The sequence below is a fragment of the Amycolatopsis sp. genome (assembly GCF_025464955.1).
Lineage (GTDB): Bacteria > Actinomycetota > Actinomycetes > Mycobacteriales > Pseudonocardiaceae > Amycolatopsis.
Genome location: NZ_JAODNM010000116.1, coordinates 20,349 through 43,066, shown reverse-complemented (window position 1 = coordinate 43,066; position 22,718 = coordinate 20,349). Strand labels below are relative to the sequence as shown.

Sequence of the window (22,718 nt, the reverse complement as noted above, 5' to 3'; positions counted from 1 at the left end):
CTAGGCCCCTCCATACGAGCGGAACCCCTCCGCGGGTTGCACGTGTCAGCAGCTGAGTGTGGGACTCACCGACCGCTAACCACGCCCACTCGCCCCGGTCCTTGCTGCGGTAAACGCAACCAGCCCAGTCCAATCAGCCCCTCAACCACCATGGACCCACACAGACGACACAAGAGCCACAAAACGACTCGGGGGACCTTCGCGCAGTACGAAGGTCCCCCGAGCCGGAACGAGCTCAGACGGTGGTGGTGGTCCGTTCGGCGGCCGCCCGCGGAGCGAGGTGGCGTTGCACCAGCGCACCGAACAGGACGCCCATGGTCGTCCACATGACCAGCTGGGTGCCCAGCGAGGCGATGCGGAAGTTCCACAGCACGTTCGCGGGGAAGCCGTTCGGCGTCTCGCTGATGACCGGCATCAGCGCCTCGACGACGGCGACGACCACGATGAACGCGAGGATGGACACCAGCGCCGCGTTCCACGCGCCCAGCCGGGGTACGAGCCGCCTGCCGAGATAGGTCGCGGCGACGGCCAGCGCGAGGGACACCACGACCATGACGACGTAGATGATCGTCCGCTGGTCGATGGTGTCCGGGTTGCCGATCGACGGCGGGTTGGACGGGTACTTCAGGAACGGCACGACGAACGCGGTGAGGTAGCCGCCGAGCGCGACGACCACGGCCGTCGCCTTCGGGCTGAGTCGTCCGATCCGGCCGTGCGCGACGGCGAAGGCCAGCGCGAACAGGCCGCCGAACGCAACCGCGTAGACGAGCACGCCGGTGGCGAGCCCCAGCGTGCTCTGGATGCCGCGGCTGACCAGCTCGGGCTCCGGCGGGTCGCCCTTGGCCGCGTTCAGCGCGGACTCGAAGCCGATCGCGCTGCCGACCTGGGGTTCACCGAAGAGCCGGGCGAACGCGAGCGCGAGTACGCCCGCCACCACTCCGGACAGCATGCCGCGGATCAGGAGAAGTCTCATCATGCGGAGGTTCGCCTGCCGATCAGTGGCAAGGGAAACCGAGGAGGTGCCGGGCGTCGTGCACGAACTCGTGCACGTAGTGCCCCGATACGAGCGAGGTGGCGCCCTGCTCGGCGCCGACGAAGTACAGCGCGAGGACGGCGAGGAAGCCGATGAAGATCGCCCACGGCAGAACCTGGCGCAGCGGGATGCGGATCGGAATCGGAACCGACGCGGGAAGGGGAGCGGCAAGGCTCATGGCGGTACCTCCTTGGGTTGACGCGACCCTCTAGATGGTGCTGGTTAACTCGTTGACGTCTGGGTGTCTGACTCACGAGTCCCAGGCGGGACGCGTTCACAGTGGCGCGACCGTGCCGGTTTCACACCGGCTTACGCCAGACGTCGGTCGATAGACCGTAGGCACCGTGTGAGGTGGGTGTCAATCAGCCGAATCGGTTGCGAGATCATCCTCACCCACCGTCCCGAGTCCCCGAGGGAGTTCCCAGCGGATGACCACCCGCCTGATCCTGGTCTGCCACGCGCCGACAGCCGCCACCCGCGCGGCCGATTTCCCCGACGACGAGCCGCTCGACGAGCACGGAACCACGCAGGCCGAGGCCAATGCCGGGGCGTTGCGCCGGGTCGGTGCCGTGTGGTGCGGCCCCGAGAGACGCTGCTCGCAGACGGCCGCGGCGCTCGGGGTCTCCCCAGTCGTCGACCCCGCGTTGGCGGATCTTGACGTCGGCTCGTGGCGAGGTCACGGGCTTGCCGACCTCGAGAGCCTCGACCCGACCGCGCTGATGTCCTGGCTGACCGAGCCCGAAGCCGCCCCGCACGGCGGCGAGTCGCTGCGCGGGTTGCTCGACCGGACGGCCGCGTGGCTCGACGGCCTCGGCGACGACGCCGGACGCGTCGCGGCGATCACCCATCCCTCGGTGATCAGGGCCATCGTCGTGAACGTCCTGGGCGCGCACGCGGAGTCGTTCTGGCGCATCGACGTCTCGCCGCTGTCGCAGACCATCGTGTCGGCGCACGGCGGCCGCTGGACGCTGCGCGAGACCGGGCATCCACTGGCCGACAGCAGAGGAGAGCCATGACGGACGCGTTTCCCAAGATCGGCGCGCCGGCCACCCGGGCGCTCGCCGCGGCTGGTTACACGCGGCTGGAGCAGCTGACCGAGGTCTCCGAAGCCGAGCTCAGTAAGTTGCACGGTATGGGCCCGAAGGCGCTCGGCATCCTCCGCGCGGCGCTCGCCGAGCAGGGCCGGACGTTCGCCGACGCCGGCTGAACGCCTGCCTCCCCGAAGTTTCGGGGGGAGGCAGGCCTGTTCAACCGAGCAACTCGGCCACTGTGCCCGCGGCCACGGTCCGGCCGCCCTCGCGGACGGCGAAACCGAGCCCGACGGTCATCGCGACCGGCTTGCCGAGCTCGACGGTGAACTCGGCGTCGTCACCGGGCCGCGCGATGCCCGCCTCGCCGAGCCCCACCACACCGACGACGTCACTCGTGCGGAAGTGGAACTGCGGCCGGTAGTTGTCGGCGAACGGCGTCCGGCGCCCGCCTTCTTTCTCCGACAGCACGTACACGTTGGCGCGGAAGCGGTGGTGCGGCGTCACGCTGCCCGGCAGGCAGAGCACCTGCCCGCGCCTGACTTCGTGCCGCTTCACCCCGCGCAGGAGCACCGCGGCGTTGTCCCCGGCCTGCGCCTGGTCCAGTGCCTTGCCGAAGGTCTCCAGCCCAGTGCAGACGCTGGTCACGGTCGGCCCGAGCCCGACGACCTCCACCGCCTCGCCGACACGGATCGTGCCCTGCTCCACGGCCCCGGTGACCACCGTGCCGCGGCCGCTGATGGTCAGCACGTTCTCGATGGCCATCAGGAACGGCTCGTCGAGCAGCCGCGGCGGCACCGGCACGTGCTCGTCGACCGCGGCGAGCAGGTCGACGACGCGCTGAGACCACTCCGGGTCGCCGTCGAGCGCCCGCAGCCCGGAGACGCGGACCACCGGCACCGTGTCGCCGTCGAACCCGTACTGCGTGAGCAGCTCGCGGACCTCCAGCTCCACCAGGTCCAGCAGGTCCTCGTCGGCGACGAGGTCCGCCTTGTTCAGCGCGACCACGATGTGCGGCACCCCGATCCGCCGCGCGAGCACGACGTGCTCCCGCGTCTGCGGCATGGAACCGTCCTGCGCGGACACGACCAGGATCGCGCCGTCCAACTGGGCGGCGCCGGTGATCATGTTCTTGACGTAGTCCGCGTGGCCGGGCATGTCGACGTGCGCGTAGTGCCGGGTCGCCGTCTCGTACTCGACGTGCGCGATGTTGATGGTGATCCCGCGCTCGATCTCCTCGGGCGCGCGGTCGATGCGGTCGAACGCGACGAAGCTGTTCGTCGCGCCCTCGCGCTCGGCGAGCACCTTCGTGATCGCGGCGGTCAGCGTCGTCTTGCCGTGGTCGACGTGGCCCATGGTGCCGATGTTCAGGTGCGGCTTCGTCCGCACGTACTGCTGCTTGCTCATGATTTTTCCCTTGCGGTGGCCGAAAAATAGCGCGAGACCGACGCGTGACCACCCTTCTCCGCCGGTCCCGCGGAAAGGGAAAGGAGAAGGGTCAGCTTCGAGCGCCGGCCGCCCACGGCGACATCGCGCCCGGCAGGGACAGGCCTGCGGGCGTTGCGATATCGGTCACCGGGAACATGGGACAACGATGTCAGGACCAGGTGGCCGTTGTCATCCGATTTTGGGTGGCTGCGAGGATGGCGGCATGACACTTCGCGTGGCTGTACCGAACAAGGGATCGTTGAGCGCCGACGCCATCAGGCTGCTGACCGACGCCGGGTACCGCGCGCATCGTGACCACCGCGAGCTGCGGAGCATCGACAACGAGAACGACATCCTGTTCTTTTTCCAGCGCCCCAAGGACATCGCGACCTACGTCGGCTCGGGCTCGCTCGACGTCGGGATCACCGGGCTGGACCTGCTGGTGAACTCCGGCGCGCCGGCGAAGTCCATTCTGGACCTCGGGTTCGCGAAGGCGTCGTTCCGCTTCGCCGCGCCGCCGGGCGGGATCTCCACCATCGCCGAGCTCGACGGGTGCCGCGTCGCGACGAGCTTCCCGGCGCTGGTGGAGAAGCACCTGGCCGAGACCGGGATCAAGGTCGACCTCGTCCAGCTCGACGGCGCGGTCGAGAACGCCATCGAGCTCGGCGTCGCCGATGCGGTCGCCGACGTCGTCGAGACCGGCGAGTCGCTGCAGAAGGCGGGGCTCGTCACGTTCGGTGAGCCGCTGATGCGGTCCGAAGCGATCCTCGTCCAGAGCACCGCCCGGACTCTCGACGACGAGCAGACCGAAGCGGTCCGGTCGCTGGTCGAACGGCTGCGTGGCGTCCTGAACTCGCGGATTTACGCGATCATGGACTACGACTGCCCGAAGGTCGCCCTCGAGCGGGCATGCGCGCTGACCCCCGGCCTCGAGTCGCCGACCCTCTCGCCGATGGCCGACGAGAACTGGGTCGCCGTGCGCTCGCTGGTCAAGCGGCGGGAATCGCAGCGGATCATGGACGAGCTCCAGAAGATCGGCGCGAAGGGTATCCTCGTCACCGCCATCGAAGGCTGCCGCGTCTAGCGGTCAGTTGCCGCTGAGCATGGACAGGACGTTGTCGTAGGTGCCGTTGGCCTCGGCGTAGCGCAGGAACTTGACGTTCTCTACGAGGATTTCCCGGGCATCGGGCTGGGTCCGTAGCAGGTTCATGGCCTCGGCGAGGAAGTCCTGCAGTGGCATGGCCTGCTCGCTGTCCTGCTGCCCCAGCAGGGTCGTCCGCACGGCCGGCGGGACCAGTTCGATCACCTGGACCGCGGTGCCGGCGAGCTGGACGCGCAGGCTTTCGGTAAAGAAGTGGATCGCGGCTTTGGTGGCGTTGTAGGTCGGCGTCAAGGGCAGCGGTACGAACGCCAGCCCGGAGCTGACGTTGATGATGACGGCGTCGTCCTTGGCCACCAGCTGGGGCAGGAAGGCGTTGACCAGCCGGATGGGGCCGAGCAGGTTGGTGGTGACGGTGTCCTCGGCGACCTGCAAGGAGCCGGCATCGAGGAGGATTTCCGGCAGCATGATGCCCGCGTTGTTGACCAGGACGTTCACCTCCGGATAGGTAGTGGTCACCGTCTCGCTGAGGTGGGCGATCGACGCGGGGTCGGTGACGTCGAGGACGATCGTCTCGATGCCGGGGTGGTCGGTCGTGATCTGATCGAGCAGCTCCTTGCGCCGTCCGGCGACGATCACCTTGTTGCCGGCCTCAAGAAAGCGCAGGGCCAGACCGAGCCCGATGCCCGAGGTGCCGCCGGTGATCAGAATCGTGTTGCCCGTGGCCTTCATGGGAATGTTCGCTCTCTTCCGGTGCGGGGCTGAGGTGCCCCGCACCGCCAACTATGCGGGCGACTCCGGCCGGGCGGGAGAGGAGCGCTTATCCAGGGATTCGCGATCCCTGGCGAGACGCAGGTCGACTCAGAGTGAGTCGTACATGGCGGCCAGCCGGTTCAAGACCTCGGTGGCGACGGACAGCGAAGCCTCGTCCAGATCGGCGAGACTTTCCTTGAGCAGCAAGGAAAGATGGTCCTCCCGCTCGGTGTGCCGGAGTCGGCCGCTCTCGGTCAGGGCGACCGTCGAGGTTCGGCGGTCGCCGGTGCTCGCCCGGTCGCGGGTGACGAAACCGGCGGCTTCCAGGCCGTTGACCAGCTGAGTGACCGCGGCGCCGGTGGTTTCCACCCGCGTCGCCAGTTGGCCGACCGTCATCGGGCCTGCCTCGGCCAGGCTCTTCAACGCCCGTGCATGGGCCAGCGAAAGCGCGTCCCGGCTTCGGGTCGCGCGTCCTCGCAGCCGCGAGTCCGCAGCGCTGAGCCGGTACGCGCCGCGCGCGAGTTCCTGGATGGCCTCGGTGCGTTCGGCAGAGGCGGGTCGGTCGGTCACGTTCGCATCCTTCCTGATTTGTCGGCAGCTTGCGGGTCTGGGGATGATGAGCTACTTTAGCTAAGTACTTAGTCAAATGGTTGGAGGCATCATGACGACACGGTCGGAAGGACAGAACTGGTCCCTGGATCTCGCCCTGGCTCAGGGCGGATTCGACGCACTGCACCCGGGAGCCAAGCCGACGCTCGAGCAGCTGGGTCACGACACCACTGATTTCGACAAGGTGTTCGCGCTGGTCAAGAGCGGGGCGATGCTGCCGAAGGCCTGGGCGACGATCGCGGCGCAGGCCGAAGAGCGGGCGCGGCACCACGAGCTGCACGGTTTCGGTAGGGCGGCTTCGGACCTCTACCTGCGCGCCGCGGTGATGTTCGGCCGAGCCCAGTACTCCCTGTTTGACGCCGGCGACGAGCGGAAGACGTTGCTGCGCGGGCGATGCGATCACTGCGTCGAGCGGCTGGGCGTGCTGCGGGGAAACACCGTGCGCCGGGTCGAGCTGGACTTCGAGGGCGAAAAGATCTTCGGGCTGTTGCACCTTCCTGCCGGGCCTGTGTCCGGGGCGCCGGCGGTGATCCTGGGGCCGGGGATGGACATGATCAAAGAGGACTACATCTATGCCGCCGAGCGGTACTACACCTCGAGAGGTGTTGTCGCCCTGTCGATCGAAGGCCCGGGTCAGGGTGAGTCGCGGGCCAGGGGACTGGTCGTCGACCTGGACAACTACAGCCGGGCGATCGAGACCTACGCCGCGTATCTCGCCTCGCTGCCGGAGGTCGACGAGACTCGGATCGGCATGTTCGGGATCAGCATGAGCGGGTACTGGGCGCTGCGGGCAATGGCGTTATCGGGCACGCGGTTGCGTGCCGCGGCCACGATGGAAGCCGTCATCGGTGACTTCGAGACCATCTTCGAGCGCGCCCAGCCGAGCTTCAAGAACAACTACCTGTACATGTCGGGATACGAGGACGAAGCGGCTTTCGACCGCGAGGTCAAGGCCGCCATGCCATTGGGCGACCTGCTTTCCGGGATTCGGCGGCCGGTGCTGGTGGGAGTCGGCGAATTCGACGAGCTGACACCGGTCGAGCGGGCACTCGCCGCCTACGAAAAGATCTCCGCACCGAAGGAGATGCGCGTCTACGAGGACGAATTCCACCCACTCGGCGGAGTTGCCGCCGAGATGTTCTCCTTCTCCGCCGAATGGATCGTCCGTGCCCTCGACGGCGACTTCGACGAACCGGGTCGCGACGAGCGGTACTTCGTGCACCGCGACGGCCGCACGACCGACGGATCGGCCGACCCGATCTGGTGGTCGGGCGGAGTACCCGCGGGCCTCGCGAAGGTCCGATAAGGACACCGACAGGTCCGCGGACGCTTAGTCGATCCAGTAGCGGCGTTTCGCCGCGCCTCCCGGCTTTTCGTACTCCAAGGACTCGAACACCCCGCCCGCCCGTTCGATAATGGTGGCCGAGCCGGTGTTCGTCTCGTCGCAGGTCACGAGTACCCGGTCGACCCCGACGGATCGGGCGATGATCACGGACTGCCGCAGCATCTCGGTGGCGTAGCCCCGCCTCCGGTGCTGCGGCAGCACGGCGTAACCGATGTGGCCACCGAAGCGCAGGAGATAGTCGTTGAGCGAATGACGGATGCTCGCGCGCCCGACGAGTTCGCCGTCGACCTCGGCCACCAGGAAGGTGTCCTGGACGAAGCCTTTCGGCATTTCGATCCCGGTGCGCATCCGGTCGAGCCGCATCAGGTAGGTACTCCACCGCATGGGCGGCAGGTAGTGCAGAGCGAACGTGAACTCGTCGAGTGCCAGCGACTCGTGGGCCGAGAGGACTGCGGCCTCGTCGTCCAGCCGGAGGGGCCGGAGGCGAAGCCCGGTGCCGGTCGACGTCTTGTCCGGCGTTCGGTGGGTGACCGTCATCCCGCCACGATAGCCAACACCATGCGACGCTTGCCGCTTCCACTGCTTGAGAGCGCAAGGACCGGCGTCGCACTTTTGCGCTTTTGTGGGGTTTCTTAGTTTCTAAGAGACCGCAAGTCGCCGTCGAGTTGCGTGGCGGTGGAGGCTAGGGGCCGGGTGTGGGACTCGGTTCCGTCAGTGTGGGACTCGCCGACGGGGTGCGTGGGACTCGCCGACGGCGCCGGGGTATACCGCGAGTCCCACGATCGGGGCGCTGAGTTCCACGTTCGCGACCCCAGCGCATATGACCGAAGCGTGGACAAAAGTCCCCACGCGTCATTCGTTAATTACGACTCGCGCGGTTTTTGACAGCATTCTTCGAATGAATGTGCGCCTCGGGAAATCTGCTGTCCCAAAACCCACATCCACGTTTTTTCTTATTCCGCCGGTCCTATTCCGGGGGTATTCTCAAGTTGAAGCTCGCGGGGGGCAATCACCTTGAACAGGAGTCACAATGTCGAGATCTCTCGGTTCGGTGGCCGCGTTGGTAGCGGCGGTTCTGGCGGTACCAGCTCTGGCAGTTCCCGCTCTGGCAGTTCCCACTGCGGATGCGGCCACGGCGGCGCGCGTCGCGACGTGGGGGCCGAGCATGACGATCGGCGGCCCCGACTTCACCGACCAGACGATCCGGATGGTGGTCCATACCACCGTCGGCGGATCGTCCGTGCGTCTCAAACTGTCGAACCTGCGCAGCACCACACCGCTGTCCGTGGGCGCGATGGATGTCGCCCTCCAGTCGGACAAAGCCACCGCTGTCGCGGGTTCGCACCACTCGGTCACGTTCTCCCACGCGAAAACCGTGACGATCCCGGCCGGGGCGGAGGTGTTCAGCGATCCCGTCCCGATCACGGTCGCGCCGCAAAGCAGTCTGCTGGTCAGCCTCTACCTGCCTCGGGCGACCAGTTCCGCCACCTGGCATTCCGACGCCTTCGACACGACCTACCTGTCCAAACCGGGAAACCACACCGCCGAAGACGAGGACGGCAACTACATCACCGCCACGACCTCCTGGTACTACCTGTCCGGAATGGACGTCGTGGCACCGGCCGCCCGCGGCACCGTCGTGGCCTTCGGTGACTCGATCACCGACGGCTACAACACCCCGGGCGGGGCGTACCACACCTGGCCCGACGATCTGGCCCGCCGGCTTGGCGGCGGCCACCCACTGGGAGTGGTGAACGCCGGCCTCGGTGGCAACCGGGTGCTGACCGACGTCCCCAATATCTGGCAGGGGGTCAGCGCGATCAAGCGGTTCGCCCACGACGTGCTCGGCCAGCCCGGCGTCCGCGACGTGATCCTGATGGAAGGGATCAACGACATCGGCAACAACGCCGGTCCAAACGGCGGCCCGCTCACCGCGCAGGACCTCATCGGCGGTTACCAAAACCTCATCGCCCAGGCCCACACGGCCGGTGTCCGGATCATCGGGGGCACGATTCTCCCGGACTTCGGTGCCGGCTACTACAGCGCTTCCGCCGAAGCGATCCGGCAGGCCGCGAACACCTGGATACGCACCAGCGGCGCCTTTGACGGCGTTGTCGACTTCGACAAGGCAGTGCAAGATCCCTCCAACCCGGCAGCACTGAACCCGGCCTTCGATTCGGGTGACCATCTCCACCCGAACGAAGCCGGCATGCAGGCACTCGCGAACGCGATCGACCTGGGACTGCTGAAGTGAGCAGGCGTCTGGGGACATCGAGTCCCGTTGCGGGGTAAGAGGTCCCCAGACGCCTGCTGCTTTCCCGTGCGGAGTTCTTACTGCACCGTGAATCCGTCGACCAGGAAGTACGTTCCACTCAGCTTGGTCACGGTCAGCGTGTGCGGTCCGGCGGCCAGTCCCGATACCGAGTAGAGCGGGTGCTGGGACTGTCGCTGGGCCGTGTTGGCACTGACCGTCGGCTGCGCGGCGCCGTCGAGCGTGACGCCGACATCTCCCTCGTCGGAGTTCGTCTCGGTCAGGAAGGAGATCCCGGTTCCGGTGAACGTGATCGTCGCGGAATCACCGTTCTGCTGCGTGTAGTGGACACCGTTGTCGAGATCGCCAAGGCCGCGCGAACCACTTGACGACCAGCTGCCGGTGTAGCCGATCCGCAGATCGTCGTCGTCGAGGACCTTGCCGGTGGTCTTTCCCGGCCCGGCCGCGTCGATGATCGCCTGCGCCGGCGCGGGCCAGCGGCCGTCCGGGACCACGGTCGAGGGCTTGAAGGCGATGTTGGTGCCGTTGTTGTTGAACCGGTCGGTGTCGGTGTAGTTGTCGTGAATGGAGTCGTCGTGGATGCTCGGCGTCCACAGGTTCAGCCACAGCGAGCCGTTGCTGAACTCCACCACGTTGTCATGGGTGTTCCACAACGAGCTGCCCTCGTCGTGGTAGATCATGTTGCACCCGCCGATGCACTCGCCGAGGACGTTGCCGTCGAACTCCGAACCCGAAGCCTCACCGCCGAGGGTGTAGACCGGGCCCCCGTCGCTCAACGTGCCCATGACGCTGTGCACATGGTTGCCGACCACGTGGTTGCCGCCGGTGTAGGTCGTGCCGTGCCGGCAGTTCGGCAGGCCCTGCTTCGCCTGCAACGTGCAGTCCGAAGCCCAGCCCCAGCCCCAGCCGATGGAGATGCCGGAGTATGGCGTGTAGCCGATGTCGTTGTGCGACAACGTGGTCCCGCGGCTGTGGCCGACCCAGATGCCGACGGCGTCCTTGTACTCCTGGCCCGGCCGCTGCACCACGCTGGTGGACACGGTGTTGCCACTGGTCATGAGTGAAGGCTGGGTCTGGTAGTAGTCGTCGACCTCGCCGATCGACACGCCGCCGCCCGATGTGTCCGTGATCGAGCTGCCGGTCACCGACGAGTTCTGCGTCTGGTCGGCAAGATCGATCCCGCTGGTTCCGGTGTGCTGGACGACGTCGCCGGTGAAGGAGATCCGCGAACCGCGGTGCACCTGCACCGCCGCCGGGATGCGGATCGGGGTCCGGGTGGTCGGATCCCACAGCACCCCGGCCTGGTTGTCGATGTAGCCCTGGGTGGTGGGGGCGTTCCACGTCGTGTAAGCGAAGGTGAGCCCGGTGAACGCGACGTCGTGCACCGGCGCGATGACGTCCGGGATGACGGTCATGCCGTCGATCAGCAGGTAGTCACCGCTGGTCTTGACCACGCGCACGGTGTGCTTGGCCTTGGTGAGCCCGGTGATCGAAACCATCGCTTGCTGGGCGAGCCGGGTGGGTCCGTTTCCGGAGACCGTCTGCACCTTCTTGCCGTCGACGTAGACGTCGGCGTTGCCTTCGCTGGCGTCGGTCTCGGACAGCACCTGGATTCCGGTCCCGGTGAAGGTGTAGCTGAACGCGTCACCGTTCGTTTGGGTGTAGTGCACGTCGTCGCCGAGGTCACCGAGGTGCCGCCCGTTCGAGACGTTCCAGGCACCGGTGTAGGTGGCACGCCAGTCGTTGTCGTTCAACGGGGCCAGATGACCCGGGGTGCCGGCGACGTCGAGGAGCTCCGGCGCGACGGGCAGTTCGACGTCGGCCTTGGTCAGGTCCTCCCCGGCCCGCGGGACGTAGTACAGCTGACCGGCGGCGCTGTCGAGGTAGAACTGCCCGGGGGTGCCGAGAAGCTGGTAGGAGTTCTCGAGCCAAGTGATCCCGTCCAGCGACGGCAGCCCCGCGCCGTTGAAGGGGAAACTCGGGTTGGGCACCGAGCTGTGGTTGTTGTTCCAGCAGGCCGGGTCGACGGTGAGGTCGGAACCGCCGGACGCGCTCGCGGTGATCGACGCCAGTGGGCAGCGCATCTGCTTCCACGCGTTGTTCTGCACGATCTCGACCCCGGGCGTGTTGGTCCACGAGGTGTAGGCGGGGTCGCTGGTGGTGAACCCGGTGCTGGTCACCGAGAAGCCCCCCGGGTTGTTCGCACTGCGAGCGCGGTCGGCACGGACACCGTCGACGAACAGTTCGCGGCTGTCGACGTCCTTCGGCACCTGCGCCCGGTAGATGTTCTTCGCGGCGTCGACCTGGGTGAAGCCGGTGACCCGTTGAGCGCCGCTGAGGACCGGGGTCTGGCCGGGCGCAGCCTGGTAGACGACCTGGTGACCGGGCCCGGTGCCGGAGTCCTGGACACCGAGTTGCAGGGGGCTCGTCAGCCGATAGGTCCCGCCGCTCAACTGGACCACGACATCGCCTTTGGCGTGTGGGACCAGGGTCCGGACCTGGTCGCGGGCCGTGTCCAGCGCACACGGGTCGTAGTTACTGCAGGACCGGCCGGAGCCGGTAGGGGAGGTGTAGAGGATGTCAGGGGCACGGCCTGGTATCGCCCCGAGTGTTCCGAGGGCGATGGCGGCGGTGACCAGGTGCGCGACAGCAGTGGCGATTCGCATCAGGTTCTCCAGCGGGGACGGCGAGAGTGTGAACTAGGCAGACATCCGATGAATATAGTCGGCAGACCACTGTTTGCACTGGTCCGAACGTGTCATGACTCGCTGTGCTGGTCAGTCGTCGGTTCTTTGACTGTCTGTCGACCACTAGACGGCGACCTCCGGCAAGTGATCGGGGAGTCGGGGAACGCCGACGGCCGGCTGTCGGCGTTCGGTGGTAGCCCTGAGTGCCTTAGTGGTTACGCGCCGATAACGCCGTTCGAGTCGCTTCGGGCAGTGAATGTTTCCCTTTCGTACCGATCGATGGTGAAGTGGCGATCGAATGTTAATTCGAGATCAAGCAATCGATGTGAAGTGCGCCGATCGCCGGATAGCCAGTCGTGATCAGTCCGACAAAAAGGACAATTCCCAAGGGTGAAAGAGAACGTTTTCAGCATTGATGCCAGTTAAAGTGTAGTAACCACGGCCGGGACATTTCCTTCTCTGGGCACGTATGGAACAATGCTGCAAGCCTGTTGCCGGGGGCTCGCTCTAGGGTCAGTGAAATGCGCGGAAAGGCCGATTCGCGGGACCTTCCCCGGCGGTGGAATGGCCTGGAATGACCGGCTCAGATTGAGGTAGCGATGGCGACTCCCGTTGAATCCCCCCAAAGTGCGCCGCCTGGCGGCGGTAAGTTCAAGAGATCGGTCGGCTTCTACGGACTGATGTTCATCTCACTGGGCTCGATCATCGGCTCAGGGTGGTTGCTCGGGGCGCTGAACGCCGCCAAGTCCGCCGGACCCGCTTCGCTGCTCTCCTGGGTGCTGGCGGCTGCGATGCTCGCCGTCCTGGCCCTGATCCACGCCGAACTCGGCGCCGCCTATCCGGTTGCCGGTGGTACGGCTCGGTTCCCGGCCTTCGCCTTCGGCGCCGTAGCCGGGTTCACCGCCGGTTGGACAGCCTGGCTCCAAGCCGTGGCCATCGCCCCGATCGAGGTCGAGGCGAGCCTGGCGTACCTGGACAATATTTCCTGGGTGAAGGACAACCTGAACCTGCTCAAGGAGAACGGCAGCCTGACCTTCAGCGGGTTCTGCTGGGCCACGCTGCTGATGATCCTCTTCACCACGATCAATATCGTCGGGGTGAAGCTGCTGTCGGAGAGCAACTCCGTCACGGTGATCTGGAAGACCGCCGTCCCGGTCCTCACCATCATCCTGTTGCTCACGCTCAGCTTCCACTCGTCGAACTTCCACGCGGGCGGTGGCTTCGCGCCGTTCGGCGCGCACGGCGTCTTCGCGGCTCTTCCACTGGGTGTGGTCTTCGCCTTGCAAGGCTTCGAACAGTGCATTCAACTGGGCGGTGAGGCCAAGAACCCCCAGAAGGACATCTCACGCGCGGTGATCGCCGCGATGATCATCGGCACCGTCATCTACATCGGCCTCGAGATCGCGTTCGTCGGCTCGCTCGATCCGGCGAACCTGATCCACGGCTGGGGGAACCCGATCGCCAAGGGAGACTTCGGTCCTTACGCGACGTTGGCCGTCGCGGCCGGCGCCGGCTGGCTGTCGTACGTCCTCTACGCGGACGCGTTCGTTTCCCCTGCCGGGACCGGCCTCGTCTATGTGGGTACCTCGGCGCGGCTGTCGTACGCGCTGGGCAAGGAGAAGCTGCTTTCGCCGAAGCTCGGCAAGCTCACCCTCCGCGGTGTCCCGATCTGGTCGATCCTCCTCGCGTTCGTGGTGGGCGAGATCGCTTTCCTGCCGTTCCCGAGTTGGCAGCAACTGGTCGGCGTGGTGACCTCGGCGACGGCGACCATGTACGCCTTCGCTCCGATTTCGCTGGCCGCGCTGCGCAAGCGCGACCCGGGCCGCCCCCGCCCGTACAAGCTCCCGGCGCCGAAACTGATGGCGCCGGTCGGGTTCGCGTCGGCCAACCTGATCATGTACTGGGCCGGTTTCGACATCACCTGGAAGATCGTGGTCGCGATCATCGTCGGGTTCGTCCTGTTCGAGATCACCCAGGCCGTCTCCAAGTCGGAGCGGGCGCTCGAAATGGAGTGGCGGTCCGCCTGGTGGATCGGTCCGTGGCTGATCGGCACCGTGGTGATCGGCTACCTGGGCCGGTACTCCAGTGTCCCGAACGCGGGAAACAAGAGCATCCTCCCCGAGTGGATCGACCTGGCCGTGGTCATCGCCTTCTCGCTGGTCATCTTCTACTGGGCCGTGAGCCTGGCGATGACCACAGACAAGGTCCAAGCCGCGGTGGCCAGGGAAGAGGACGAGATCGCCGTCGAGCCGGACATCCTCACCGCCTGACAGCTCGGTGAAAGCCCGGGAAAGCCTTCTATGCGAGGCTTTCCCGGGCTTTTCCATACCTAAGGCGTCTTTGCCTTCCAGAGGACGAGCGTGGCGCCCGTCGGATCGTCGATCACCACGAGCGAACCGGCCGGGAGCTCCGTTCGCTCTCGGACGACTTCGGCTCCCAGGGCTTTCGCCTGTTCCGTCGCCTGGTCGAGGTCGTCGACGGTCGGTGAGTGTGGGACTCGTAGACCTGAGTGTGGGACTCGCCGACTCGGCCCGCGAGTCCCACACTCACGGCGGCGAGTCCCACGTTCACGGCGCCGAGTCCCACACTCGGCTACCGACAGTGCTTTTGACCGCTCACCGACACGACACGACCGGCCCTCAGATCAGCGAGGAAGTCCCTATTCGCCCCGGTCCTTGCCGCTGTAAACGCCACCAGCACACATCAACCAGCACCCCGGGGACCCACGGATACGACACAAGAGTCTTAATCAGAGTAGGGCGGCGAAGCGTTTGGCGAAGGTGTGGACGTCTCCGGGCCAGCGGGCGGAGAGATACTTGCCGTCCTCGACGATGAAGGCCGGACGTTCGTCGTCGAGTGTGTCCCGCGAACGGCCACTGGTCTTCATCCGGTCGTCACGGGGTGCGTCGAGGAAGTCGGCCGGATCCGCCAGCGCCCTGGTGACCTCCTGCTGCACGGACATGTAGCCGTCCGGCTGGCCCGGTGCCTCGGAGTACGTCCGGTAGTAGTCGGGGTCCCAGAACCTCGTCCGGCGGGCGAGCCTCCACGCCGTGCCTTCGAGCTGCCAGGTCAAGGCGGTTGTGCGGTGCCCGTGGAGTACCGAACGGCCGGTCGCCGGGTCGGTGCTGCGGGCGGCGAGCAGGACACCGTGGCAGATCGCGGCCACCGGCAGGTCGCGGTGGAACGCGTCGACCACCAGCGTCTGCAGCACCGCGCTTTCCAGGTACTCGCGCATCCCGCGCGCGCGATGGCCGCCGGGCAGGAGGAGCGCCTCGAACTCTCCCAGCTCGATGTCTTCCCAGCGGATCGGAGAACGCCACGCCGCGTCGCCCAGTAGTGCGGAGTGGGCGGCCCGCGCCACGGAGTCCGCTCGCAGCACGCGCCCGAGGACAGGCAGCTTGCGAAGGCCGGGAACACGCCCCCACAGGTCCAGTCCCTCGCCGGTGACCATCAGCTCGTCGCAGTGTGCCTGCTTCCCGTCAGGGCTGGCGAAAACGACGTCGTGCCCGGCGTCGGTGAGCACCCGCCAGCTGACCGCCACTTCGGACGGGTCGGAATCCCTCGCGGGTACCGGGATCAGCACTTTCGCCACGTCTGCCTCCTACGAATTCGTGACCGCAGGATTCCAGGCGGCGGCTAGGTCAACGTCACCAGGGCCGACAACACGAGCACGACCGGCACGGCGACGGCGAGCGTCATCCCGGCGGCAAGCACGGCCAGCCCGATCAGGAGCAGTTCCGGACCGCGGACCAGTTGGGCGATCAGCCCGAACGGGATGAGCACACCTTCGTACGTGATCATCCCGAGCCTGCCGAAGTCGATGGCGGTGCGGGTCACCGTGCGGATCGCGGCGATGACCGCGACGACGACCCCCAGCGCCGCGCCGGCCGACCACGGCACCCCGAGCAGCAGGAGAACGCCGAACCAAGCGGCCGTCACGACCACGAGCCCGAGCTGGTCAGGGCGCACGAGATCCCACCGGAACGGCCGGTTGGTTCCCTCGTCGGTGGTCACGTCCGCCATTCTGGTCGTGACCGCCGACGCGGGCAAAACGATTACCGGCAGAGCATGTCGGTGACCGGGCGGGTGCCGGTGACGAGGAAGGCTGTCACAGCCGCGTCCCCACAGGCGTTGCCGTTCTGCAGGTACGACTGGTGGCCACCGGAGTCGACACTCACCAGCCGGGCTCGGCCACCGAGCGCGCTCCGCATCTTCAGCGCGCCGCTGTACGGAGTCTGCGGATCACGCAGGTTCTGCACCATCAGGATGTTCGACGGCCCGTTCGACGTCACCGTCACGGGCGCCTCGGCCGGTTTCGGCCAGAAGGCGCACGGCATGATGTTCGCCGGCATCCCCGCGGTCAGCGGGAAGAGCGCCTTGTCCACGGGTACAGCCTTTGCGTAGCTGTCCGTCGAACGCGGCCACGCGACGTCGTTGCAGACAGGCGCGATCCCGGAGGCGACGCCGTTCTGTATCGCGGCGGGCGGTACGACGGACGGCGGGGGCAGCGTCGGGCCTTCGGCGGCCTTCATCAGCGCCGCCAGTGCGGTGAAACCGGAATCCGAGTTGAGGGACTGCAGCATGACCGACCGCAGCACGTTCCCGTCCAGCTGCGGAGGCGACGCGCCAGGCCACGGCCGGGGGTGCTGGTCCAACTGAGCGGCCAGGCCGAGGAATTTCGCCCGTACGGCGTCCGACGTTGCCGCGACTCCGTTCTTCGCGCCCCATGCGGCGAAGTCGCCGAACCGGTCGGCTACCCCGATCGACGTGTTCCGCAGCCAGCCGCGTCCGACCAGCGCGGGATTGGGATCGTCGTTGCTGTCGAGTACGACACGGTCGGTGCGGCCCGGGAACAACGTCGTGTAGAGCGAGCCGACATAAGTGCCGTAAGACACGCCCAAGGCGGAAATCTTGCTTTCCCCCAAGGCTTTCCGGATGCTGTCCAGATCGCGCGCGTTGTTGAGGCTGGTGACATTCGGCAATTCGTCGCCACCGTTTCGGGCGCACGCCTCGGCGGTGCGCTTGGCCGCCGTGATGTTCGCCGTGATGTCGCCGTCCGGTGCAGGCCACGGCCGGAGCATCACGGGCGCGACGTCGGCGTCCGGCAGGTCGCACGAGACCGGGCTGCTCGCCCCGACCCCACGTGGATCGAAGCCGATCAGGTCATACCTGTCGAGCACCGCCTGGGGCATCTTCTTCGCCTGGGTGAGCATCTGCGCGGGTTTCGCGAGCCCGGACAACCCCGGCCCGCCTGGGATCAGCACCAGCACACCACGCCGGAGTTCCGGCCTGGCCGCGGAGATCCGGGAGATCTCGAGCGAGATCGTCTTCCCGGAGCCGTCGAGGTAGTTCAAGGGGACTTGGATCGTCGTGCACTCCTCTTGGCCGTTGTCGCAGCGTTGCCAGATGAGTGCGGGACGTTCGCCTGCCGAGGCTGTGCCGATGGTAGCCAGCGTGAGCGTCATGGCCACCACAACCAAGATCGGGGATGTTTTCCTCATCTGCCGAGGGTGTCGGGCGAGTGCGTTCCGCACCCTGGTGCTGTCAGGTGTCCGTGGGTAGGGCCAGCCCCAGTTTGTGCCGCATGAGGTCGACCGGGAGCGAGGGGTTGCTCCACGCCGAACGGCGGACCAGCAGGCTCTGATCCTGAGTCAGCGCGCGCAGGATCTCGGGCTCGGTACGGGGGTTGCTCGCGACTTCGCCGGGCGCGCTTCCCTCTTCCGCGATGGTGCGGAGCAGGTCCGGCGGGCAGTCCGGGTTCCACGCCAGTGTCTTGTACAGCTGGGGTCCGTGGAGGTCCGCCAGGCCGCGCAGCTGGTCGGGATTCAACTCGCGTAGCTGGGCGAGCCGCTTGCCGACGCCCGGATCCCGATCGGCGAGCAGCGCGGTGAGCAGGTCCGCGGGGAGGTCGGGACGGCAGGCGACGAGTGCGCGCACCTGTGCTCTCGGGGAGGCAGCGAGTTCACGCAATTCGGCCTCGGACGCCGACTCGATGCGAGGCACCACGTCCATCGTGCACTTGGTCGTCATAGCCAGTCGCGTCAGGAGTCCGAGTGGGACCGCGGGGTTTTCGATGACAGCTCGCCGCACTGCAGGTTCTGCGTCCTGGCCCAGGGATTCCATCAGCGAAACGGGGATTGACGGGTTTTCGGCGACCAACGCGCGGACTTGGGGTTCGGGGTCAGCGGCCAGCACGGGGTAGATGTCCCGATCGAGGTCTTCGCGTCCGGCCAGGCTGCTCCGAGCCCATTCGTCGGGCCAGTCGACGAAGGCTGCCATTCCGGCGATCGGGGTGGTGGGATTGGCCAAGGCGGAGATCCGGATCCGCCGACGGCCCGCCGAATGATCGGAACAACGTGCCGACGGTTGCGTACGACAGGCTGCGCATGTCTCGATGGGTGCGTCACCACCGCTACGCAGAAGCTCTGCCAGGATCTCAGGCGCGACCTCGTCGTTGCGCGCCAGCATGTCCCGGACCTCGACGTCCGGGTGCCGCGCCAACCTCCCGGCCACGTCCGACGGCAGTCGCGAAGACAGGGCGATTTCGCCGACGATTTCCGCGTCCTCGTCGTTCTCCATGAGCAGCACGACATCGAGCCGGTTCCAGGCCAGTTCGGCCACCTGCATCCGGACGGGCCGATCCGGATGCGTAACCAGTTCGAGTGCCCATTCCGCCGGTGCGCCTTCGCGGTGCATGGCGGCGAGGCGGGACTCGACGTCGTCGGGGACATCCTCGATCGGGATGTGCCCGAAGCGGATCAGGGTGTGGAGTACCCCAGGCCGGCCGCGGTTGGCGAGTGCCTTTGTCTGCGCGGACGTGAGATCCTCGCGCCAGATCAGGTCGCTGAGCAGGTGATCGTCCGCGGACACGGCGATGAACTCGTCGATCACTGAGCTCGGCAAGCCGGGGTTTCCCAGCAAGTCGCACAGTTCACGGTCTTCCGCCACGGTAGATCCCCCCAGAAAGCATGGCCGCGATCACGGCCGCCGCTTCTCCGATATAACCGATCCAGGTGCGGAACGCCTCGTGAGTGTTCCGGGGTTAGAACCGGCCTAACCACTCACCAGCCATACCGCCTACGGCCTTTCCCCGGCCGCGATTTCGGCGAACTCGTAGATCAGCGGCGAACGGCGGCTGGCGGTCCAGGCGAGGCAGACCTGGTTGGGGCCGATGTCGTCGACCGGGATGTGGACGACGTCCGGGCGGGTGTAGAAGTTCGCCGTGGACAGCGGGATCACCGAAAACCCGGCACCCGCCGCGATGTGCTCGAGCTTCTCCTCGACGCTGTGGATCCCCGGCAGCGGGCGGCGGGTGCCCTCGCGGAGTTCGACGGAGATGTCCCGCCATTCCGGGACCGCGTCGGGGTCCTGCAGGAGGTGGTCGCCGGCGAGGTCGCTGATGGCAAGGGTTTCCTTGCCCGACAGGCGATGGTCGACCGGCAGCACCACCACCCGCGGTTCGTCGAAGAGCGGGCGGACGCTCAGGTCCTGCTGGTCGATCGGCAACCGGACGACGCTGACATCGGCCCGGCCGTCGCGCAGGACTTCGACCTGGTTGTCCCACGAGGTCCGCACCAGCTCGACGGTCACGTCCGGGTGGCGGCCGGTCAGCGTGCGCACCCACGAGGTCACGGTGATCCCGGGCATGAACGCGATCGTGAAGGTCGACGAGCCGCGTGACGCCACGACCGCGCGCCGAAGCAGAGCTTCCGCAGACACGAGCAGCGGCCGGGCGTCATTGAGCGCCTGCTGTCCCGCCGCCGTCAGTTCGGTCGAGCGCTTGTCCCGGACGAACAGCTGGACGTGCAGCTCGTCCTCCAGGGCCCGGATCTGCCGGGACAGCACCGGCTGGGCGATGTGCAACCGCTCGGCGGCCCGACCGAAGTGCAGCTCTTCGGCCACCGCCACGAAATATCGCAGTTTGCGCAGGTCGACGTCCACATGACTCCTTCGACTGACTCTCCGGCAATACTCCCAGGGTATTGCCAGCGCGTCTGCCCGGATAATCCTGTATCATCGATCGTGCATGATTTTCGGATGATCAGGGGTTCGGAGCCGGGACAATGCGGGTCGGGCCGAGTAGGTTCACGGATGTGAAGGGTTCGACGGTGCGGGATGGGGACACGGGCCGGCGGCTGGCCGCCCTGCCGAACAGGCAGGTGCTGGCCGACACGGTCTACGAGCAGATCCGGACGTTGATCATGAACCACGGCATCGCGCCGGGGGACCGGGTCAACATCGACGAGATCGCTCGCGAGCTGGCGGTGTCGGGCACGCCTGTCCGCGAATCCCTGGCGCGCCTCGAGTCCGAAGGTCTGGTGAGCAGGCTCCCGCTGCGCGGCTACCGCGTCACCGAACTGTTGACCCGCCGCGAGATCGACGACCTCTACGCCCTGCGGTTGCTGCTGGAGCCGGCCAGCACCGCCCGCGCGGCCGCCGCCATGACCGACGCGCACGCCGCCGCGCTCCTGGCGGAGCTGAGCACATGCCCGTCGGCCCCGGCGGGTGACGGTTACGAGGGCTACAAGGCGTTGACCGCGCACGACGCCCGCCTCCACGAGCTGATCCTGCGCATCGCCGGGAACCAGGCCGTGGAGCAGGCATTCGTCCGGACGCACTGCCACCTGCACTTCTTCCGGCTTTCCTACAACCAGCCGGTCGGTGAACAGACCATCGACGAGCACCGCAAGATCGTCGACGCGCTGATCTCCGGCAAGCCGAACCCCGCCAAGGCGGCCATGACCCACCACCTGGAGACCGCCCGGGACCGCCTCCTGTCCCGCTTCTGACGTTCGCTCAGCTGACGTGCCTGCCGAGGAAGTCTCGGATGTACTCCGCGATCGCGTCCAGATGGGTTTCCAGCGCGAAGTGGCCCGTGTCGAGCACGTGCACCTCGGCCTTCGGCAGGTCCCGGACGAACGCCCGCGCGCCGTCCGGCCCGAAGATCCCGTCGTTCCCACCCCAGACGGCCAGTAGCGGTACCTGGGAATCCCGGAAGTACTGCTGGAACTCCGGGTATCGCTCCACATTGGACAGGTAGTCCCGGAACAGCGCGAGCTGGATCTCGTCGTTGCCCGGCCGGTCCAGCAATGCCACGTCGTGGATCCAGTTGTCCGGGCTGACCAGGCTTTCGTCGTTGGCGCCATTGAGGTACTGCCATTTCACGGCTTCCAGTGTCAGCGCGCCGCGCATCGGGCCTTCGGTGTCGGGCCCCGGCGCGGTGCCATAGGCGAACGCCGGCTTCCAGAAGTCCTCGACGAAACCGTCGGTGTAGGCGTTGCCGTTCTGGGTGATGACCGCGGTGATCCGAGTCGGCGCCCGCACGGCGAGCCGCCAGCCGACCGGGGCCCCGTAGTCCTGGACGTAGATCGCGAAACGGCCGACGTCGAGCCGGTCGAGCAGCTTGGCCGTCAGCTCCGCCAGCGCGTCGAAGGTGTAGTCGAACTCGCTCGCCAGTGGCATGTCGCTGACGCCGAAGCCGAGATAGTCCGGGGCGATCACGCGGTAGTCCTCGGCCAGCGCCGGGATCAGCTGCCGGAACATGTGTGAGCTGGTGGGAAATCCGTGCAGCAGCACCAGGACGGGCGCGTCCCGCGGTCCCGCTTCGCGGTAGAAGACGCGATGCCCGTCGATGGTTTCCGTGAGATGCCTGACCTCTACCATGCCTAACCCCTTTGACTGGTTTAACTGGCATCAGTGAAGCAGAGAAGACCTAACCAGTCAAGACGTTTAATCAAGTTAGACAGAGGTGCTGAGGTGAAGGTTCTGTGATCCCCGAGTGCTAGAGTGGTGGCTTGTCTCCCTTTCCATGAGGCGAGATCACGGTTTTCCTCTCCCGCAGGGAAATGTGACCGCAGGCCGGTGTCACCGAGCCGGGGCGGGCCATGCAACACCAATGTGGTGGACAAGGGTGAGATGACCACATCTGAGCCGCAGACAGTCGTAGCCGCAGCCGATAAAACAGCCGATACCAACTCGGACGTGATCACCAGCGAGCAGTGCTCGGCCTGCAAGCACGCCTGGGACAAGCACGACGCGCTCGGGGTGCGCTACTGCACCGCGACCACGGCGGGCTCGCTCTCCCGCGGCTGCATCTGCCGCTGACCAAAGGCGCTTTTCTCGGGAAGCGCCGACATCGGCGAGCGCTCGTCGTACGCTCAGCTCGACGAGCGTCGGCGAGCGATTGCCTGCTGGCGCTTCAACGACTTGAGCCCGTTCGCCGCGCGGACCATCCACAGCACGGCGATCACGCCCATCGCGGCCTCCAGGATCGTGGACTTCGTGTTCGTCGAGTCCTGCAAGAGGATGTAGAGGCTTGACGCGAAGACCACGCCCGCGCCGATCAAGCTGAAGTAGCCGATGCCCTGGTTCTTCGGGGTGAAGCGCCACCAGGGGTCGTTGGCCGGCCAGATCGGGCCTTGTGCGGAATCGCTCGACATGGGTTCCTCCTGTGTTTCTCATGGT

General features: G+C 66.8%; 23 protein-coding genes and 1 riboswitch. Of the genes, 8 read left to right on the top strand and 15 right to left on the bottom strand.

All coding sequences use genetic code 11. The features are described from left to right. Positions 1-235 precede the first annotated feature (235 nt). Complete coding sequence (locus JWQ81_RS27565) at positions 236-976, bottom strand: CbtA family protein (protein WP_297546018.1); 741 nt, start codon at positions 974-976, stop codon at positions 236-238. Positions 977-995: 19 nt separating this feature from the next. Continuing rightward, a complete protein-coding gene (locus JWQ81_RS27560; protein WP_297546017.1) occupies positions 996-1,211 on the bottom strand; it encodes a CbtB-domain containing protein in 216 nt (71 codons plus the stop codon). A 66-nt stretch (positions 1,212-1,277) separates the two neighbouring features. Then, positions 1,278-1,342, bottom strand: a riboswitch (cobalamin riboswitch). Between the two features lie 119 nt (positions 1,343-1,461). Here JWQ81_RS27560 and JWQ81_RS27555 point away from each other — a divergent pair. Both JWQ81_RS27555 and JWQ81_RS27550 read left to right on the top strand, forming a co-directional pair. Then, on the top strand, positions 1,462-2,049 hold the full coding sequence (locus JWQ81_RS27555) for a histidine phosphatase family protein (protein WP_297546016.1): 588 nt from the start codon (positions 1,462-1,464) through the stop codon (positions 2,047-2,049). Continuing rightward, on the top strand, positions 2,046-2,240 hold the full coding sequence (locus tag JWQ81_RS27550; protein WP_297546014.1) for a DNA-binding protein: 195 nt from the start codon (positions 2,046-2,048) through the stop codon (positions 2,238-2,240). Before JWQ81_RS27555 ends, JWQ81_RS27550 begins: the two co-directional genes overlap by 4 nt. Positions 2,241-2,280: 40 nt before the next feature. Here the strand turns inward: JWQ81_RS27550 and tuf are convergent, their stop codons facing one another. Further along, entirely contained in the window at positions 2,281-3,468 is a 1,188-nt protein-coding gene (tuf, locus tag JWQ81_RS27545; RefSeq protein WP_297546013.1) for an elongation factor Tu, read from the bottom strand. Between the two features lie 244 nt (positions 3,469-3,712). Between tuf and hisG the strand changes: the two genes are divergently transcribed. Continuing rightward, positions 3,713-4,573: an ATP phosphoribosyltransferase gene (hisG, locus tag JWQ81_RS27540; protein ID WP_297546011.1), complete on the top strand. Its 861-nt coding sequence runs from the start codon at positions 3,713-3,715 to the stop codon at positions 4,571-4,573. Positions 4,574-4,576: 3 nt separating this feature from the next. Here hisG and JWQ81_RS27535 read toward each other — a convergent pair whose 3' ends face one another. Further along, positions 4,577-5,320, bottom strand: a complete 744-nt coding sequence (locus JWQ81_RS27535; protein WP_297546010.1) for an SDR family oxidoreductase — start codon at positions 5,318-5,320, stop codon at positions 4,577-4,579. A 129-nt stretch (positions 5,321-5,449) separates the two neighbouring features. Continuing rightward, on the bottom strand, positions 5,450-5,911 hold the full coding sequence (locus tag JWQ81_RS27530) for a MarR family transcriptional regulator (protein WP_297546009.1): 462 nt from the start codon (positions 5,909-5,911) through the stop codon (positions 5,450-5,452). A 91-nt stretch (positions 5,912-6,002) separates the two neighbouring features. Between JWQ81_RS27530 and JWQ81_RS27525 the strand changes: the two genes are divergently transcribed. Beyond that, entirely contained in the window at positions 6,003-7,256 is a 1,254-nt protein-coding gene (locus tag JWQ81_RS27525; RefSeq protein WP_297546007.1) for an alpha/beta hydrolase, read from the top strand. Positions 7,257-7,280: 24 nt separating this feature from the next. On the opposite strand, the gene JWQ81_RS27520 is transcribed toward JWQ81_RS27525, so the two are convergent. Beyond that, positions 7,281-7,832, bottom strand: coding sequence for a GNAT family N-acetyltransferase (locus JWQ81_RS27520; protein WP_297546006.1), 552 nt, complete (start codon positions 7,830-7,832; stop codon positions 7,281-7,283). A 493-nt stretch (positions 7,833-8,325) separates the two neighbouring features. Between JWQ81_RS27520 and JWQ81_RS27515 the strand changes: the two genes are divergently transcribed. Beyond that, the gene (locus JWQ81_RS27515; protein WP_297546004.1) at positions 8,326-9,549 is read left to right on the top strand and encodes an SGNH/GDSL hydrolase family protein; all 1,224 of its coding nucleotides are present in this window, start codon (positions 8,326-8,328) and stop codon (positions 9,547-9,549) included. Positions 9,550-9,626: 77 nt separating this feature from the next. Here the strand turns inward: JWQ81_RS27515 and JWQ81_RS27510 are convergent, their stop codons facing one another. Next, on the bottom strand, positions 9,627-12,233 hold the full coding sequence (locus JWQ81_RS27510; protein WP_297546002.1) for a hypothetical protein: 2,607 nt from the start codon (positions 12,231-12,233) through the stop codon (positions 9,627-9,629). A 620-nt stretch (positions 12,234-12,853) separates the two neighbouring features. On the opposite strand from JWQ81_RS27510, the gene JWQ81_RS27505 reads away from it, so the two are divergent. After that, positions 12,854-14,524 carry an APC family permease gene (locus JWQ81_RS27505; RefSeq protein WP_297546001.1) on the top strand — a complete coding sequence of 557 codons (1,671 nt, stop codon included), beginning with the start codon at positions 12,854-12,856 and terminating at the stop codon, positions 14,522-14,524. A gap of 59 nt (positions 14,525-14,583) precedes the next feature. Here the strand turns inward: JWQ81_RS27505 and JWQ81_RS45110 are convergent, their stop codons facing one another. The 6 genes from JWQ81_RS45110 to JWQ81_RS27480 all read right to left on the bottom strand — a co-directional run bounded on the left by JWQ81_RS45110 (position 14,584) and on the right by JWQ81_RS27480 (position 20,195). Continuing rightward, positions 14,584-14,856 carry a VOC family protein gene (locus JWQ81_RS45110; RefSeq protein WP_366942341.1) on the bottom strand — a complete coding sequence of 91 codons (273 nt, stop codon included), beginning with the start codon at positions 14,854-14,856 and terminating at the stop codon, positions 14,584-14,586. A 147-nt stretch (positions 14,857-15,003) separates the two neighbouring features. Then, positions 15,004-15,846, bottom strand: coding sequence for a type 1 glutamine amidotransferase domain-containing protein (locus JWQ81_RS27500; protein WP_297546000.1), 843 nt, complete (start codon positions 15,844-15,846; stop codon positions 15,004-15,006). 44 nt (positions 15,847-15,890) lie between these two features. Further along, positions 15,891-16,268 carry a hypothetical protein gene (locus JWQ81_RS27495; RefSeq protein ID WP_297545998.1) on the bottom strand — a complete coding sequence of 126 codons (378 nt, stop codon included), beginning with the start codon at positions 16,266-16,268 and terminating at the stop codon, positions 15,891-15,893. A 41-nt stretch (positions 16,269-16,309) separates the two neighbouring features. Continuing rightward, complete coding sequence (locus JWQ81_RS27490) at positions 16,310-17,755, bottom strand: alpha/beta hydrolase (RefSeq protein ID WP_297545996.1); 1,446 nt, start codon at positions 17,753-17,755, stop codon at positions 16,310-16,312. 43 nt (positions 17,756-17,798) lie between these two features. Next, complete coding sequence (locus JWQ81_RS27485) at positions 17,799-19,202, bottom strand: hypothetical protein (protein WP_297545994.1); 1,404 nt, start codon at positions 19,200-19,202, stop codon at positions 17,799-17,801. 129 nt (positions 19,203-19,331) lie between these two features. After that, entirely contained in the window at positions 19,332-20,195 is an 864-nt protein-coding gene (locus JWQ81_RS27480) for a LysR substrate-binding domain-containing protein (RefSeq protein ID WP_297545992.1), read from the bottom strand. A 152-nt stretch (positions 20,196-20,347) separates the two neighbouring features. Between JWQ81_RS27480 and JWQ81_RS27475 the strand changes: the two genes are divergently transcribed. Further along, the gene (locus JWQ81_RS27475) at positions 20,348-21,043 is read left to right on the top strand and encodes a GntR family transcriptional regulator (protein WP_297545990.1); all 696 of its coding nucleotides are present in this window, start codon (positions 20,348-20,350) and stop codon (positions 21,041-21,043) included. Between the two features lie 7 nt (positions 21,044-21,050). Here the strand turns inward: JWQ81_RS27475 and JWQ81_RS27470 are convergent, their stop codons facing one another. Next, complete coding sequence (locus tag JWQ81_RS27470; protein ID WP_297545988.1) at positions 21,051-21,917, bottom strand: alpha/beta hydrolase; 867 nt, start codon at positions 21,915-21,917, stop codon at positions 21,051-21,053. Between the two features lie 252 nt (positions 21,918-22,169). On the opposite strand from JWQ81_RS27470, the gene JWQ81_RS27465 reads away from it, so the two are divergent. Further along, positions 22,170-22,358, top strand: a complete 189-nt coding sequence (locus tag JWQ81_RS27465) for an RGCVC family protein (RefSeq protein ID WP_297545986.1) — start codon at positions 22,170-22,172, stop codon at positions 22,356-22,358. A gap of 53 nt (positions 22,359-22,411) precedes the next feature. On the opposite strand, the gene JWQ81_RS27460 is transcribed toward JWQ81_RS27465, so the two are convergent. Continuing rightward, positions 22,412-22,693, bottom strand: coding sequence for a hypothetical protein (locus JWQ81_RS27460; RefSeq protein WP_297545984.1), 282 nt, complete (start codon positions 22,691-22,693; stop codon positions 22,412-22,414). Between the last annotated feature and the right edge of the window lie 25 nt (positions 22,694-22,718).